The 14,064-nt window shown below is 62.9% G+C and carries 14 protein-coding genes; 5 read left to right on the forward strand and 9 right to left on the reverse strand.

Going from position 1 to position 14,064, the window contains the following annotated elements; translation table 11 throughout:
- Nucleotides 1-203: 203 nt before the first annotated feature.
- The gene (locus AAHK20_RS04360) at nt 204-908 is read left to right on the forward strand and encodes a TagK domain-containing protein (RefSeq protein ID WP_449180215.1); all 705 of its coding nucleotides are present in this window, start codon (nt 204-206) and stop codon (nt 906-908) included.
- Here the strand turns inward: AAHK20_RS04360 and AAHK20_RS04365 are convergent.
- Entirely contained in the window at nt 859-1,752 is an 894-nt protein-coding gene (locus AAHK20_RS04365) for a LysR family transcriptional regulator (protein ID WP_449180216.1), read from the reverse strand. The genes AAHK20_RS04360 and AAHK20_RS04365 overlap by 50 nt on opposite strands.
- Nucleotides 1,753-1,880: 128 nt before the next feature.
- Here AAHK20_RS04365 and AAHK20_RS04370 point away from each other — a divergent pair, with 128 nt between their 5' ends.
- From AAHK20_RS04370 to AAHK20_RS04385, 4 genes are all read left to right on the forward strand, one after another.
- Nucleotides 1,881-2,759 carry an alpha/beta fold hydrolase gene (locus AAHK20_RS04370; protein WP_449180217.1) on the forward strand — a complete coding sequence of 293 codons (879 nt, stop codon included), beginning with the start codon at nt 1,881-1,883 and terminating at the stop codon, nt 2,757-2,759.
- A 39-nt stretch (nt 2,760-2,798) separates the two neighbouring features.
- Complete coding sequence (gene leuC / locus AAHK20_RS04375) at nt 2,799-4,217, forward strand: 3-isopropylmalate dehydratase large subunit (RefSeq protein ID WP_449180583.1); 1,419 nt, start codon at nt 2,799-2,801, stop codon at nt 4,215-4,217.
- Nucleotides 4,214-4,828, forward strand: a complete 615-nt coding sequence (gene leuD, locus AAHK20_RS04380) for a 3-isopropylmalate dehydratase small subunit (protein WP_449180218.1) — start codon at nt 4,214-4,216, stop codon at nt 4,826-4,828. The genes leuC and leuD overlap by 4 nt, the downstream gene beginning before the upstream one ends.
- A 121-nt stretch (nt 4,829-4,949) precedes the next feature.
- Entirely contained in the window at nt 4,950-6,284 is a 1,335-nt protein-coding gene (locus AAHK20_RS04385; RefSeq protein ID WP_449180219.1) for a dicarboxylate/amino acid:cation symporter, read from the forward strand.
- A 9-nt stretch (nt 6,285-6,293) separates the two neighbouring features.
- Here AAHK20_RS04385 and AAHK20_RS04390 read toward each other — a convergent pair whose 3' ends face one another.
- The 8 genes from AAHK20_RS04390 to catA all read right to left on the reverse strand — a co-directional run bounded on the left by AAHK20_RS04390 (nt 6,294) and on the right by catA (nt 14,045).
- A complete protein-coding gene (locus AAHK20_RS04390) occupies nt 6,294-8,105 on the reverse strand; it encodes a chloride channel protein (RefSeq protein ID WP_449180220.1) in 1,812 nt (603 codons plus the stop codon).
- A 149-nt stretch (nt 8,106-8,254) separates the two neighbouring features.
- A complete protein-coding gene (locus AAHK20_RS04395) occupies nt 8,255-9,067 on the reverse strand; it encodes a mechanosensitive ion channel family protein (protein WP_449180221.1) in 813 nt (270 codons plus the stop codon).
- A gap of 131 nt (nt 9,068-9,198) precedes the next feature.
- Complete coding sequence (locus tag AAHK20_RS04400) at nt 9,199-10,233, reverse strand: C45 family autoproteolytic acyltransferase/hydrolase (RefSeq protein WP_449180222.1); 1,035 nt, start codon at nt 10,231-10,233, stop codon at nt 9,199-9,201.
- 17 nt (nt 10,234-10,250) lie between these two features.
- Nucleotides 10,251-10,979 (reverse strand): glutamine ABC transporter ATP-binding protein GlnQ, encoded by a 729-nt coding sequence (gene glnQ, locus AAHK20_RS04405; RefSeq protein WP_449180223.1) that lies wholly within the window; start codon nt 10,977-10,979, stop codon nt 10,251-10,253.
- Nucleotides 10,976-11,632, reverse strand: a complete 657-nt coding sequence (gene glnP, locus AAHK20_RS04410) for a glutamine ABC transporter permease GlnP (RefSeq protein ID WP_449180224.1) — start codon at nt 11,630-11,632, stop codon at nt 10,976-10,978. The genes glnQ and glnP overlap by 4 nt, the downstream gene beginning before the upstream one ends.
- Nucleotides 11,633-11,692: 60 nt before the next feature.
- Entirely contained in the window at nt 11,693-12,445 is a 753-nt protein-coding gene (glnH, locus tag AAHK20_RS04415; protein ID WP_449180225.1) for a glutamine ABC transporter substrate-binding protein GlnH, read from the reverse strand.
- A 282-nt stretch (nt 12,446-12,727) separates the two neighbouring features.
- Entirely contained in the window at nt 12,728-13,018 is a 291-nt protein-coding gene (catC, locus tag AAHK20_RS04420; protein ID WP_137337489.1) for a muconolactone Delta-isomerase, read from the reverse strand.
- 121 nt (nt 13,019-13,139) lie between these two features.
- Nucleotides 13,140-14,045: a catechol 1,2-dioxygenase gene (catA, locus tag AAHK20_RS04425; RefSeq protein ID WP_449180226.1), complete on the reverse strand. Its 906-nt coding sequence runs from the start codon at nt 14,043-14,045 to the stop codon at nt 13,140-13,142.
- Nucleotides 14,046-14,064 lie beyond the last annotated feature (19 nt).

Consider the following 14,064-nt stretch of genomic DNA (forward strand, 5'->3'; position numbering starts at 1 on the left):
TTTTCTAATTAGAAAATGCTATTTGCATGATTTTTTAAGAATTAAACACTTCATTTCAGCATGCCTCCGTAACAGAGCACAAGCGAGCAAGCCAATAAGAGAAGGCTTAAATTTCTACTTATTCTCAAAGAAGCGAGAATTCCCCATACTCTTCGCATTGGCTAAAATCCCATCCTTTTAAAAAAATCCCTCAAGCACATCGCATGCGAATCGCCAACCTATTCAAACGCAAAAACACACCGTCGATGCGCGTCGAGCCAACAACGCCTTTAAGCGCCGATCCATCACCAAACGAGCGCTACCACGCCCGCAACACGATCGACGCATTGCTTGCAAACGAGAAATACGATGGTTGGGAAAAACCAGAGAACGACGATCTACTCTTTGGCCTGATCGACACGCGGTTAGGCGCCGACCGTCGCGCGCACATGCTGCTTGCCGACGATAACGCGTCAGACGCCAACGACCTCATCGAAGCATTGCACGAGCAGTACCGCCGAGCCCTGAGCGGCCTCGAGCCTTCACTGATGAGCGCGGAGCCAGCTCAACGCACCGCGTCAGATAATCCGTCGCCGCTAGTGCCGCACGAAGCACCAACATCCACCGAATCGGTCGAGACGCTGCTTTCCCGCGCCCGCGTCATGGAGGACGCATTCGGCCCGCTACGCCAACGCGATGTCGAAGATCTCGCCGAGCTCGACTCACCCCCCGAAATCCTGCGGCTTTTTGCCCCCGCCGGATATCACGCCACGCCAGCCCGCAAACGGCGCGCTTTACCGCCTGAACTAACGCGGCGCGACCATCAGGCCGCGGGCATCGACAGCCCGCTCTCCGCACCCGACGCCGAGTTCCAGCACGTCACTGTGCCTTCTGCAAATACGCCCCCAGAAAATCAACAAACGTCCTGAGCTTCACCGACAACTGATTCCGCTCCAGATAAATCGCGTGGATGTTCGCGTTCGGCAGCGACCATTCGCCCAACAGCGGCACGAGTTCTCCACGCTGCAGATGCTCATCGATCTCCCACTGTGAGCGCACAGCAATGCCACGCCCCTCAAGCGCCCAGTTCAACACCGCGCTGCCGTCATTGCTCGACAACGGCCCGTCGACCTTAACCGTCTCCGCACGCTTGCCGCGCGAAAAGTGCCACGTTCCATAAGCCGAATCGTTCTCACGCAGCACGATGCACGCATGCCGGGCCAAATCATGCGGCACCGATGGCTTCCCATGCCGCGCGACATACGCCGGCGACGCGCACACGATGCGCCGGTTCTTCAGCAGCAGACGCGCATTGATGCGCGCATCAGGCACCTCGCCAAAGCGAATGCCCACATCGAAGCCCTCTTCCTGCAAATTCATCGGCCGGTCGGTGAGATGCAACTGGATCTTCATCGCGGGAAAGCGCGCGACGTATTCGGACACCGCCGGGGCAATGCGCGCCCGCCCGAAACCGAACGACGCATTCACGCGCAACAAGCCCGTCGGCTCAGCGCGGCTGCGCGTGACGAGCTGTTCCAGTTCGGACAAGTCGTCGAGGATGCGCGAGCCGTTCGCGAGATAAAGCTCGCCCTCCGGTGTGAGCGTAAGACGCCGCGTCGTGCGGTTCGTCAGACGCACGCCAAGGCGCCGCTCCAGTTGCGCGAGCCGTTTGCTGACGGCCGGCGGCGTCACGCCGAGCTCGCGCGCCGCCGCCGCGAGATTGCGATGCCGCGCCACCAGCGCAAACAAATTCAGATCGGAGAAGCCATCCATCACGTCACTCCCACGCGCCACTCGACGCGCGCTTCGATTCGTTCCTAAAAGTTACGACCGGATTGCTTTTGTGGAAACCCAATCGTTCATGGCAGCAATTAGACTGCAAGCACCCTCGGGAGACAACCATGTTCGAAGGCTTCAAGGATGCGTCGATCCACGTCGACGGCATCAAGATTCACGCAATCAAAGGCGGCAGCGGCCCCGCGCTGTTGCTCTTGCACGGTCATCCGCAAACGCACGCGATCTGGCACAAGATCGCGCCCACACTGGCCGAGCGCTTCACGGTGATTGCCGCCGACCTGCGCGGCTATGGCGACAGCGGCAAGCCGCAAGGCGCCGCCGACCACGCGAACTATTCGAAGCGCCGCATGGCGCTCGATCTGATCGAACTCATGCGCAGCCATGGCTACGCATCGTTCGCGGTGATCGGTCACGACCGAGGCGGACGCGTCGCCGCGCGCATGGCGCTCGATCATCCGGACGCCGTCACGCGTCTCGTCACGCTCGACGTCGCGCCGACGCTCGCGATGTACGAAAAGACCTCGTTCGATTTCGCGCGCGCCTACTGGCACTGGTTCATGCTCGTGCGGCCGGCGCCGTTCCCCGAAACGCTGATCCGCGCGGACCCGGACCTCTACCTCCAGCAGACCATCGGCGCGCGCAGCGCGGGTCTTGCGCCGTTCACTGCCGCGGCCTACGCGGAATATCTGCGCTGCCTGTCCGATCCCGACACGGCGCACGGCATCTGCGAGGACTACCGCGCAAGCGCGACGATCGACCTCGATCACGACCGTGCGACGCTCGAAGCGAAACAACAGATTGCCTGCCCGTTCATGGCGCTGTGGGGCGCGCACGGCGTCATCGAGCAATGTTTCGATCCGCTCGCCGAATGGCAGGCGTATGCGCAGCACGTGCAAGGCGAAGCGCTGCCTTGCGGCCACTACATCGCCGAAGAAGCACCGCAGCTTTTGTTGGATCGCGTGTTGCCCTTTCTCGTGCGATGAGCTTGCGCAATGAGCAAGCCGTCCCTTCAAGTGAACGCCATGTCGAACCGAACCCTCTACCAAAAGCTCGTCGATTCGCACCTCGTGTCGCGCATCGATGAGCAGAACGTGCTGCTGTACGTCGATCTGCATCTCATGAACGAGTACACCAGCCCGCAAGCCTTCAGCGCGCTCGAAGCCCGCCATCGCGCAGTGCGCCGGCCGCATCAGCAACTGGCTGTCGTGAGCCACATCATTCCGACGCACGCCGAGTCGCCGCGCGTGATTCGCGACGCCGCGTCGTTTCTGCAAGCACAGAACCTCAAGCGCAATTGCGATCGCGCTGGCATCCGTCTCTTTGCGGCCGATGATCCGCTGCAGGGCATCGAGCACATCGTCGCGCCGGAACTCGGGCTGATTCGCCCGGGCATGGTCGTGCTGTGCGGCGACAGCCACACCACGACATACGGCGCGCTCGGCGCACTCGGCTTCGGCATCGGCACGTCGGAGGTCGAGCATGTGCTGGCGACGCAGACGCTCGTCTACCGGCTCGCGCAAACCATGCGCATCACGATCGACGGCGCGCTGCCGTACGGCACGTCTTCGAAGGATGTCGTCATCTGGCTCATCAGCCGCATCGGCGCGCAAGGCGCGCGGGGCTACGCGGTCGAATTCGGCGGCTCGACGATTGCGTCGCTTTCCGCCGAAGCGCGCATGACGTTGTGCAACATGACTGTCGAAGCCGGCGCGCGCGCCGCGCTGATCGCGCCTGACGCAACGACGTTCGACTACGTGCGCGCCCATACCCCCTCGCTCGACGAAGCCGCTTGGCAAACAGCGCTCGAAGACTGGCGCGGCCTCTACTCCGACGCCGATGCCAGCTTCGACGCCGAGTACCACTTCGATGCGCACGACATCGCACCGTTCGTCACCTGGGGCACGAGCCCCGACCAGGCCGTCGCGATCGATCAGCCGATCCCCGACGAAGCCACTCAATCGACACCGGAAGCCACGGCGTCGCTGCGCCGCGCGCTCGACTACATGGGTCTCACCGCGCGCCAACCGCTTGCGGGCACGCGCATCGATCGCGTGTTCATCGGTTCGTGCACCAACGGGCGCATCGAGGATTTACGCACGGTCGCCGCCATCGTGCGCGGCAAGCGCGTCGCGAACGGCGTGCGCGCGATGGTCGTGCCGGGTTCGGGCAGCGTGCTCCGCGCCGCCGAACAGGAAGGCATCGCGCAGACGCTGATCGATGCGGGCTTCGAATGGCGCGAGCCGGGCTGCTCGATGTGCCTCGCGATGAACGACGACGTGCTCGACGCCGGCGAACGCTGTGCCTCGACGACGAACCGCAATTTCGAAGGCCGCCAGGGACGCGGCGGCCGCACGCACCTGATGAGCCCCGCGATGGCGGCCGCCGCCGCGTTGACGGGCTGCATCACCGATGTCCGCACTCTGGAGGCACACACGTCATGACGCGACTCACGATCATCGAAGGCAGCGCCGCGCCGCTGCCGATCGATAACCTCGACACCGACCAGATCATGCCGAAGCAGTTCCTGCGCATCATCGACAAGGCCGGTCTCGCCGATGGCCTGCTCTACGACCTGCGCTTCGACGAACACGGCGCGCCGCACGCCGAGTGCGTGCTCAACCAGTCGGCTTTCGCGAATGCACGCATCCTGATCGGCGGCGCCAATTTCGGCTGCGGATCGAGTCGCGAGCATGCGGTGTGGGGCTTGCAGCAATACGGCTTTCAGGCGGTGATCGCGCCGAGCTTCGCGGAGATCTTCTATTCGAACGCGATGAACAACCGCTTGCTGCTTGTGCAACTCGAACGCGCCGCCTTCGATGCGCTGTTGCGCGAATCGATCGAGGCGCCCGGCGCATCGCTTTCCATCGATCTCGAACGGCAAACGGTGACTAACGCGTCGGGACAGCAGTACGCGTATCCCATCGGCGCGCGTCACAAGCGCATGGTGATAGAAGGCATGGACACCGTCGATCTCACGTTGGCGTCAGTCACCGATATCGAAGCGTTCGAACGCGCGCACTTCGCACGGCATCCCTGGGCTCAGGTGATGTGACCGCCAGGCCGTCGCGTCATCACACGAAGCGACAAGGCCGCCCCTCATCGATCTGAACCGCCGATTCCCTTTCTCATGAAGAAGGGAACGGCCTCGCTTTGCCCGCAAAAACGGAGGAGACATGAAGCGCAGACCCTTTTACACGATTCTGTACGTGCAAGTGCTGTTCGCCATCGCCGCAGGCGTGCTGCTCGGCCACTTCGCACCGCACGCGGCCGTCGCATTCAAGCCGCTCGGCGATCTGTTCATCAAGCTCGTGCGCATGATCATCGGCCCCGTGATCTTCTGCACGGTCGTTACCGGCATCGCGGGCATGCAGGACATGAAGAAAGTGGGACGCGTCGGCGGCAAGGCGCTGCTCTATTTCGAGGCCGCGTCGACGTTCGCGCTGGCGATCGGCTTGCTCGCCGCGCACGTGCTCGCACCGGGCAAGGGCTTCAATGTCGATCCGGCGACGCTCGACGCCAGCGCCGTCTCCGGCTACGCCGCGCAGGCAACGCACGGCGACGGCATCGCCGGCTTCATCATGCACATGGTTCCCGAGACCTTCCTCGGCGCGCTCGTGCAAGGCGACATCCTGCCCGTGCTGCTCATCGCGATGCTGTTCGGCACGGCGCTCGCGCTAATGGGCGAGACCGCCGCACCCGTGACGAATCTGATCGAGACGCTCTCGAAGGCGTTCTTCCGCATCGTGCGCATGATCACGAGTCTCGCGCCCATCGGCGCATTCGGCGCGATGGCGTTCACGATCGGCCGCTACGGCATCGTCTCGCTGCTGCCGATGGTGAAGCTGATCGGCGCGTTCTATCTGACGTCGTTCCTGTTCGTCGCGATCGTGCTCGGCTTCGTCGCTCGGCTGTGCGGCTTCAGCCTGTGGCGTTTTCTCGGGTATATCCGCGACGAATTGCTGATCGTGCTCGGCACGTCGACATCGGAGGCTGCGCTGCCGCAGCTGATGGACAAGCTCGAGAAGCTCGGCTGCCCGCGCGGCATCGTCGGGCTCGTCGTGCCGACGGGCTACTCGTTCAACCTCGACGGCACCAACATCTACATGACGCTGGCCGTGCTGTTTCTCGCGCAGGCCACCAACACGCATCTCACGCTCACGCAGGAAATCACGCTGTTGCTCGTGACGATGTTGACGTCGAAGGGTTCGACCGGCGTCACGGGGGCGGGCTTCATCACGTTGGCCGCGAGTCTCTCCGCCGTTCCGACCGTGCCGGTCACCGCGATGGTGCTGATCCTCGGCATCGATCGGTTCATGTCCGAGTGCCGCGCGCTTACGAATATCGTCGGAAATGGCGTGGCGTCGATCGTCGTGTCGGCATGGGAAGGTGGTCTCGATCGCGAGAAGCTCGCTATGGCGTTGAATGACACGCCCTCAACCCGCCCCGCCCGACCACGTCAGCGCGGCGGCGCGCCTGCCCGCCTTGCGCCCGACGATCTCGCAGATTGACGCGGCTACTCAGTGCTTCACATCCGCATGCTCGCTGGATGTGTCCAGTGGTTTGTTGGTCGGCGCGAAAAGCGTGCTCCGCGGAATCCACACCTGGCGGAATTGCTCGAGTTCGCGCTCCTCGGTGAACACCGACAACGACGGCTTGACCAGATCATGCCGAGAAACGATGCCGAGCAATCGGTACGAACTCTTGTCTTCGACGACAGGAACGCGGTCGAGTCCCGTGATGGCCAGGCGAGCGGCCACATCTCGGCAGGTTTCGCCAGGCAGCGCGACTTCGGGCCGTGCGAGCGCGAAGATCGAGCCGATCGGGGTATCGCACTGGCCCGGCGGAATCCGATCGAGCAGCGTCCGGTCCATCATGCCCACCAGGAACCCCGAGGCGACGACGGGGTACGCACGAAACTTCTGCGTCGATCCGAAGTAATCGCGAAACACCTCGGCAACGGTTGTCTTGGCATCGATCGTCTTCGCCGCGCGGGTCATGACCTCGTCGACGTAGTGTCGTTCGAGCGGATCGATGCTGTACTCGCGATAGATGTGATAGCCGCGGCGCGCAATCTTCTCGGTCAGGATCGAGCGGCGCATGAGCAGGACCGTAAAGCCATAGGCGACCGCAGCCGCCGCCAAGAGGGGAAGCAAGGCATTGGCGTCGCCGGTCAACTCGAAGGCGAACACGGCGGCCATCACGGGCGCGCGCATCATGCCGCCGAGCGCGGCGGCCATGAAGATGAGCGGCCACACCGCCGGGTCGCCGCCGGGCATGTATGGCGCGGCAAGCGCGCCGACGCCCGCGCCCATCATCAGCAACGGAGCGAGGACGCCGCCCGAGGTGCCCGAGGCCAGCGCAATGACCCAAATGACGGCCTTGACGAGCACGATCGAAATCACGGCGTGCACAGCAAGATGGTTTTGCAGCAAGTCGCCGATGACGTCATATCCGACACCGAGCGTGCGCGGCTCAAAATATCCGCCGATGCCGACGGCGATGGCTCCCAACGCCGGCCACCACATCCAATGAATGGGCAGCTTGTTGAAGAGATCCTCCACTTTGTAGAGCGTTGTAGACAATCCCCACGACAACGCGCCGGCAATCACACCTGCGACGGCCGACGCGATAAAGCCGATCGGGCCGAGCGGCATCGTCTGCAGCGGGAACAGCGGACCGCTCCCCAACAGCAGCGGCCGCGTAAAGCCAGCCACGACACAGGCAATGGCGACCGGCAGGAGGCTGCGGGGCCGCAGCTCGAACAGCAGAAGCTCGATGGCGAGCAGCACGGCCGCGACCGGCGTGCCGAACACGGCGGTCATGCCAGCGACCGCCCCCGCCACGAGCAGCGCCTTGCGTTCGGCGCTCGACAGATGGAAGTGTTGCGCGACGAGCGAACCGATGGCGCCGCCCGTCATGATGATCGGGCCTTCCGCGCCGAACGGGCCGCCGCTGCCGATGGCAATGGCGGAGGCGAGCGGCTTCAAGACGGCCACTTTCGGCGACATCTTGCTCTTGCCGAACAGAATCGCTTCGATGGCCTCGGGTATGCCGTGGCCGCGAATCTGCTCCGAGCCGAAGCGCGCGATCAAACCCACGATCAGCCCGCCGATCACCGGCGCCGCGACGACGAACCACCCAAGCGTGTTCTGCGACGGAGAATGGTTCGCCGTCGATATCGTCTGGAAGAAGAACAGATTCGTGAAAAAGCGGATGAGGTGCAGCAGAAAATCGGCGGCGAGCGTGCTCAGCACGCCGCCGACGGCAGCGATGATGCTGATGCGCAGCAGTCGGACATCGGTTGCGAAATCGCCCTTGTGCTCGCCCATGATTTGCCTTGCCTGGTAGCCGAAGATCGGATGCGTCCGTGGCGTATATATATCACGTTGTGATGTAACACGCTCGAATGCGACCGCTGGCTGCCAGGCTGGCGCGCTTGCGTACCCTCACAAGCGCGCGGAACGTCAGGGCGACTGACTCAAGAGATCGTCCGCCGCGCCAGCGGCGTTTCCGGCGTCGGATAGCCGGCTTCGCGGAACGTCTCGATGATCGCGCGGTTCGTGTCGAAATAGACCTGCCAGTACGTGCCGTTGTGCGTAAAGGGACGCACGCAAAGCAGCGGACCTTCCGGCGTGAACGACAGCACTTCGATGTCGGGCGCGGGTTCTGTTGCAACGTTCGGAATGCGTGCGATAGCGGCGCGCAGCCGGTTGGCGGCATCGATCGGATCGACGCCGTTCGCGATCTTCGCCGTCAGCTCGACGCGCCGCACCGGCAGCGCGCTGAAGTTCGAGATCGTGTCGGAGAAGATCTTGTTGTTGCCGACGATCGTCGTCACGTTGTCGGGCGTGATGATCGTCGTGCCGAAGAGGCCCAGCTCCTTGACCGTGCCGGTCACCCCGCCTGCCGTCACGAAGTCGCCGACCTTGAATGGACGCAGTAGCTGCATGAAGATGCCCGCCGCGAAGTGCGCGAGCAGACCGCCCCAAGCGGTGCCGATCGCGAGGCCCAAGCCGGCGAGCAGCGCGGCGAACGAAGTTGTCTGGACACCGAACACCTGCAAGATCGCAAGGACCAGCAGCAGGGTCAGCACAGTGCTGAGAATCGAAGCGAGGTAGTGCGCAAGCGTGGCATCAACCTTGCCGTTCTTTGCGAGCAGCTTGCGCAGCAGGCCGGTGATCAGGCCGATGACCCATCGGCCGATGATCCACAACACAATCGCGCCGACGATTTTGGTCCCGAAGTCGATGCCCCGGGTCATGATGAATGCACGTACGCTTTCGAAGTCCAAGGTGCCCTCGCTGACGTTTTTAGTCTTCGCAAGTTATAGGCGAGGACTCGCGCGTTAGCAAGGGTCGTTCCTGTTTGGGACCATGGAAACCCGATGCAATTGACAATCCTTGTCGTTCGAAACGCTTCAGGCTAATGCGCCTCTCGCACGACGATGCGTTGCTGGTAACGAAGCTCGCCTTGCTGGCGAACTTCGAATTCCACCGCATCGCTTTGAATGGCGAACAGCGCCGTGGCAAGCGTGTTTTCGTCGTCGGGGTCGGCCGGGTCGTCGCGGTAGATCGGCAAGCCTGCGGGCGCTTTGTCGAACAGCACTTGCAGCAGGCTCAGTCCGCTCACGCCGTGGCCATCGGGCAGGATGCGTTCGAGGCGGGCTTGGCGGTCGCGTGACGAATCGGTGACGATCTGCACTTCGGTCTCGCAGCCGGCGTGAATCAGGTGGTTCGCGTGGCCGGAAATCTTCGCGACCTCTTGCACCGAACAGCGCGCCACGCTTGCCTCGACGCTCAGCAGCCGCTCGTCGCCCGCGCAGCCGAGCGTGTGATGAAACCCGCTTGCGCGCGGTGCGTCGGCGAGCACGCGCACGGCCGCATCGAGCGACGTTTCGTCGAGCACGGCGCGTGTGAGGATCATCCGCGGCACACCGGCAACCGGATGCTTGATGCGGATGTTGTTGATCGCCTGCACGAGACCGGCGCGATTCACGGCGAACGTGTGCCCCGGCAGCGAGCCCGGATAGTAGAAGCTCACGAAGCCCGGCTTGCCGTCGGGCCTGACGTCGACCAGCATGCACTTGTCGCGCAGATACGGGTCGCCGTCTTCGTTATGCGCGATGAAGCGCACGTCGCCGGTGCGTGCAGCCAGCGTGGTGCAGCCGTCCGGCGCGTTGTGGATCAACTCCCCTCGGCAGTTCCAGAGAAAGACGTCTTCGGCGGACCATCCGAGGCCCTCCGCCATCCCGTCGAGTTCGGCGACGATCGCCGGATACGAAGCCTCGGCGGCCTCACGCAACGCTCGCACGAATGCATGGCCGCGCCATCGGATCACGGCGCGCCACGCGCCGCTCTGCGCCATGTAGGCATCCATGACGGGCCGCGCAAGCGCGCCCAAACGCCGGCCGATTTCGTACGGCTCCCCGGAAATGACGGTGGGGTTCAGAACCTGCATGAACGGCACAACCTCGCTTAAGAAACGTGTTTGAGAAAGTCTTTGAGCCGCTGCGTCGGCGGTTGGTCGATCAATGCGGCGGGCTCGCCGTCCTCCGCGATGCCGCCTTGATCCATGAACAATAGACGCGTACCCACGCGTTTGGCAAAGCCGATTTCGTGCGTGACGACGACCATCGTCATGCCTTCGGTCGCCAAGTCCTGCATCACCTTGAGCACTTCGTGACGCAGTTCGGGGTCGAGCGCCGAGGTCGGCTCGTCGAACAACATCAGCTTGGGCCGGATCGCCAGCGCGCGCGCAATCGCGACGCGCTGCTGCTGCCCGCCCGACAATTCCGAAGGATAGTGATTGGCGCGCGATTCGAGCCCGACCTTGTCGAGCAGCGCCATCGCCTGATCACGCGCCTCGGCCCGCGACGCGCCGCGCACCTCGACGGGCCCGAACATGACGTTCTCGAGCGCCGTCATTTGCGGGAACAGGTTGAACTGCTGAAAGACCATGCCCGCTTCCAAACGAATGCTTCGGATCGTCGAGGCATGACCCTTCACGCTCTGACCATCGACGAGCAGCTCGCCGCTCGTGATCTTTTCGAGCGCGTTGATACAGCGAAGCATCGTGGACTTGCCCGAGCCCGACGGCCCGACCACCACGACCACTTCTCCCGCATCGATCCGCAGGCTGATGTCCTTCAGAACCGGCAAGTGCCCGAAGCTCTTCGAGACGTTATGAAACTCGATCATGCTCATAGGATGCGCATCCTTCTCTCGACGAGGCGAAGCATCAGCGTCATCACGCCGGTGAGAACCAGGTAGATCGCGGCGACGGCCGTCCAGATCTCGACGGCCTGAAAGTTGCCGGCGATGATCTCCTGGCCTTTGCGCGTCAACTCGCCGACGCCGATCACGATGAACAGCGACGTGTCCTTCAGGCTCACGATGCACTGATTGCCGAGCGGCGGAATGAGCCGGCGAAACGCAAGCGGGCCGACGATCTTCAGCAGCACGCGCGGCATCGAAAGACCCATCGAGAGCCCCGCTTCGGTGAGCCCCTTCGGAATCGAAAGCAATGCGCCGCGCACGACTTCGGCCAGATAGGCGCCGGAGTTGACCGTGATCGCGATGATGGCCGCCGTCAGACCGTTGATGCGGATATGCGCCAGCAGCGGCAAGGCGAAGTAGAGAAACATCACCTGCACGACGATAGGCGTGCCGCGTATCAGCTCGATGTAGACCTGAGCCAGCACGTTGAGCACCGAAGGCCCGTAGGCGCGAAACATCCCGGCGATCGCGCCGACGACGAAGCCGCCCACGAGGCCGAAGATGGCGATGAAAATCGTCAACCGGACTCCATCCAACAAGTCCGGCAACGCTGTCCAGATAGCAGACCAGTCGAATTGCACAACCCGCTCCTATTGAGTTCGACCTCGGCGAAGCACAAGCGCGCCGAGGTCATCCAACGATTACGACTTGGGCGGCTCGGCGCCGAACCACTTCTTGTACAGCTTCGCGTAGCGGCCATCCGCCTTGATCTTGACGAGCTCCTGGTTGACCGTGGCCACGAGCGGGCTGCCCTTCGGGAAGCCGATACCGTACTTGTCGCCGCTCACCGGATTACCCGCCACCTTCACCTTGCCCTTGCCTTCGTTGTTCACGAAATAGAGCACGTTCGGCGTATCGTGCATCGCCGCATCGACGCGGCCGGCTTCGAGTGCGAGATAAGCCTGGTCGATGTTCGGGAACTGGCGAATTTCCTTCGGCTTCAGGTGCGCCTTGATCCAATCGATGGTCGCCGTGCCCGTCTTGGCCGCGATGACCTTGCCGTTGAGGTCGTCGATCGATTTGATGCTCGTTTTGTCGGTCTGCACCATCGCGGCGAGACCGCTGTCGTAGTACGGGTCGGAGAAATCGATGGCCTTCTTGCGTTCCTCCTTGATCGTCATGCCCGACAGCGCGACGTCGATATTCTGCGTCTGCAACGCCGGAATCAGGCCGGCGAAGTCCATCGGCTGAATCGTGTATTTCCAGCCTTGGTCCTTGGCGATTTCGGTCCAAAGGTCGAGGTCGAAGCCGACGTATTTGTCGCCTTGCTTGAACTCGAACGGCATGAAGGACGTGTCGCATCCGACGATCAATTCTTTGCTTTCCGCGTGAGCGACGCTCGTACCGAGCATCGCAAGCGCGACGACAGACATCAGGAAGGAACGACGTCCCATGATTTTCTCCGCAGTGGTTGGCGATGCGCCCGGACAACGCCGGGGCAAACGACACACGTCAGGCCGCGCTTCAACATGCGATGTTTCATGCAGCGATCACGCAACAAGTGTTGTCAAGGCGGATACTACAACAACAAAAAGAACATCAACAAGAATTTGCGGAACGGAAAAACCCTGAGCACTGTCGGGCGCTCAGGGTTTCAAAGGGAGGGAACGGCTGGAGAAGGTGAGGCGGAGGCTCGTCTGACGAAAACACGCACCTGGGCGGTGCGATGCCGCTTTTCAGCGGTCGTCGTCGTGAATCGACGACGGATGCCGGCACAGCGCATCCACTTCGATTTCCATGAAACGGAACAGCGGCAGTTGGAACAGCAGATCGTTGAGCTGCGCCGCGCTCTCGACATCGAATACGCTGTAGTTCGCGTACTGTCCGGCGATTCGCCACAGATGCCGCCATACGCCTTCCCGCTGGAGCTTTTGCGCAAAAGCCTTTTCATCGGCGATGAGGCGCTGCGCCGTTTCGGGCGGCAGGTCGTGCGGCAGCTTAACGACCATCTTGACGTGAAATAGCATCGGATTCCCCGTTGGCAAGTTAGCAATCGCGTATCCGCCTTGTGGGCGGCCCGCTACGTATCAAAAGCGCTGCGGGCCTCGAGAAAGGCCCGCAACGCACTTCACCTGCTTCAAGCGACCTTTACGCGATCTCGGCGCGCACGCGCTCGACTTCGGTCGACGGCAAGCCTTGACGATCATGCACGAGCGTGAAGTCGAAGTCGATCAGCGAGAACTGACCTTTAACGTCGTACGGCTCGCCTGCCGCGCCTTCTTCCTTCTTCACCGCCGGCACGAGACCTTCGCGCGTCGCGAACGCGAAGTCGTCCCACAGGTACGGGTCGCCGTCGATGTTGATCTGCGTGGTCAGCTTCCGGTAGCCGGGCGCCGAGACGAAGAAGTGGATATGCGCCGGACGATGGCCGTGACGGCCCAGCAGATCGAGCAGTTGCTGCGTCTTGCCTTGGGGCGGCACGCTGTAGCCGATCGGCACCACGCTGCGGAAGCTGTACGTGCCGTCCGCGTTCGTGCGGATCGAGCGGCGCAGGTTGAACTCGGGCTGCGAGGCGTCGAAGTACGAGTAGTTGCCGAGATGGTTCGCGTGCCATACCTCGACGAGCGCGCCGCCGACCGGCGTGCCGTCTTCGGCCACCACGCGTCCGCGCATCACGAGCGTGTCGCCCGGCTCGTTGCCGTTGTCGAGACGCGCGTGTCCCAGCGATTCCGGCGCGCCGGCCACGTAGAGCGGGCCCTCGATGGTGCGCGGCGTGCCGCCCGTCAGGCCGGCTTTCTGCTCCGCTTCGTCGAGACGCACGTCCAGGAAGTGCTCGAAACCCAGGCCCGCGGCGATCAGCCCAAGCTCAGGAGCCGCCTCGCCGAGATAGTTGAGCGCGGCCCAGAATTCGCTCGGCGTCACGTCGAGGTCTTCGATCGTGTAGAAGAGGTCGCGCACGATACGATTGACGATCGCTTTGGCGCGCGCGTTGCCTTCTTGGGTGGCGCTTGCATCGAACGTGCTCAGCAATGCGTCAATAGCTTTCCTGTCCATCTGTGTCTCCTTGATAGGT

It is taken from the genome of Trinickia camelliae (assembly GCF_053525655.1).

What these genes read in the sequence shown, in the direction of transcription:
- AAHK20_RS04360 (WP_449180215.1), top strand. Translation starts at nt 204, where the DNA reads ATGCGAATCGCCAACCTATTCAAACGCAAAAACACACCGTCGATGCGC.
- AAHK20_RS04365 (WP_449180216.1), bottom strand. Translation starts at nt 1,752, where the DNA reads ATGGATGGCTTCTCCGATCTGAATTTGTTTGCGCTGGTGGCGCGGCAT.
- AAHK20_RS04370 (WP_449180217.1), top strand. Translation starts at nt 1,881, where the DNA reads ATGTTCGAAGGCTTCAAGGATGCGTCGATCCACGTCGACGGCATCAAG.
- leuC (WP_449180583.1), top strand. Translation starts at nt 2,799, where the DNA reads ATGTCGAACCGAACCCTCTACCAAAAGCTCGTCGATTCGCACCTCGTG.
- leuD (WP_449180218.1), top strand. Translation starts at nt 4,214, where the DNA reads ATGACGCGACTCACGATCATCGAAGGCAGCGCCGCGCCGCTGCCGATC.
- AAHK20_RS04385 (WP_449180219.1), top strand. Translation starts at nt 4,950, where the DNA reads ATGAAGCGCAGACCCTTTTACACGATTCTGTACGTGCAAGTGCTGTTC.
- AAHK20_RS04390 (WP_449180220.1), bottom strand. Translation starts at nt 8,105, where the DNA reads ATGGGCGAGCACAAGGGCGATTTCGCAACCGATGTCCGACTGCTGCGC.
- AAHK20_RS04400 (WP_449180222.1), bottom strand. Translation starts at nt 10,233, where the DNA reads ATGCAGGTTCTGAACCCCACCGTCATTTCCGGGGAGCCGTACGAAATC.
- glnQ (WP_449180223.1), bottom strand. Translation starts at nt 10,979, where the DNA reads ATGAGCATGATCGAGTTTCATAACGTCTCGAAGAGCTTCGGGCACTTG.
- glnH (WP_449180225.1), bottom strand. Translation starts at nt 12,445, where the DNA reads ATGGGACGTCGTTCCTTCCTGATGTCTGTCGTCGCGCTTGCGATGCTC.
- catC (WP_137337489.1), bottom strand. Translation starts at nt 13,018, where the DNA reads ATGCTATTTCACGTCAAGATGGTCGTTAAGCTGCCGCACGACCTGCCG.
- catA (WP_449180226.1), bottom strand. Translation starts at nt 14,045, where the DNA reads ATGGACAGGAAAGCTATTGACGCATTGCTGAGCACGTTCGATGCAAGC.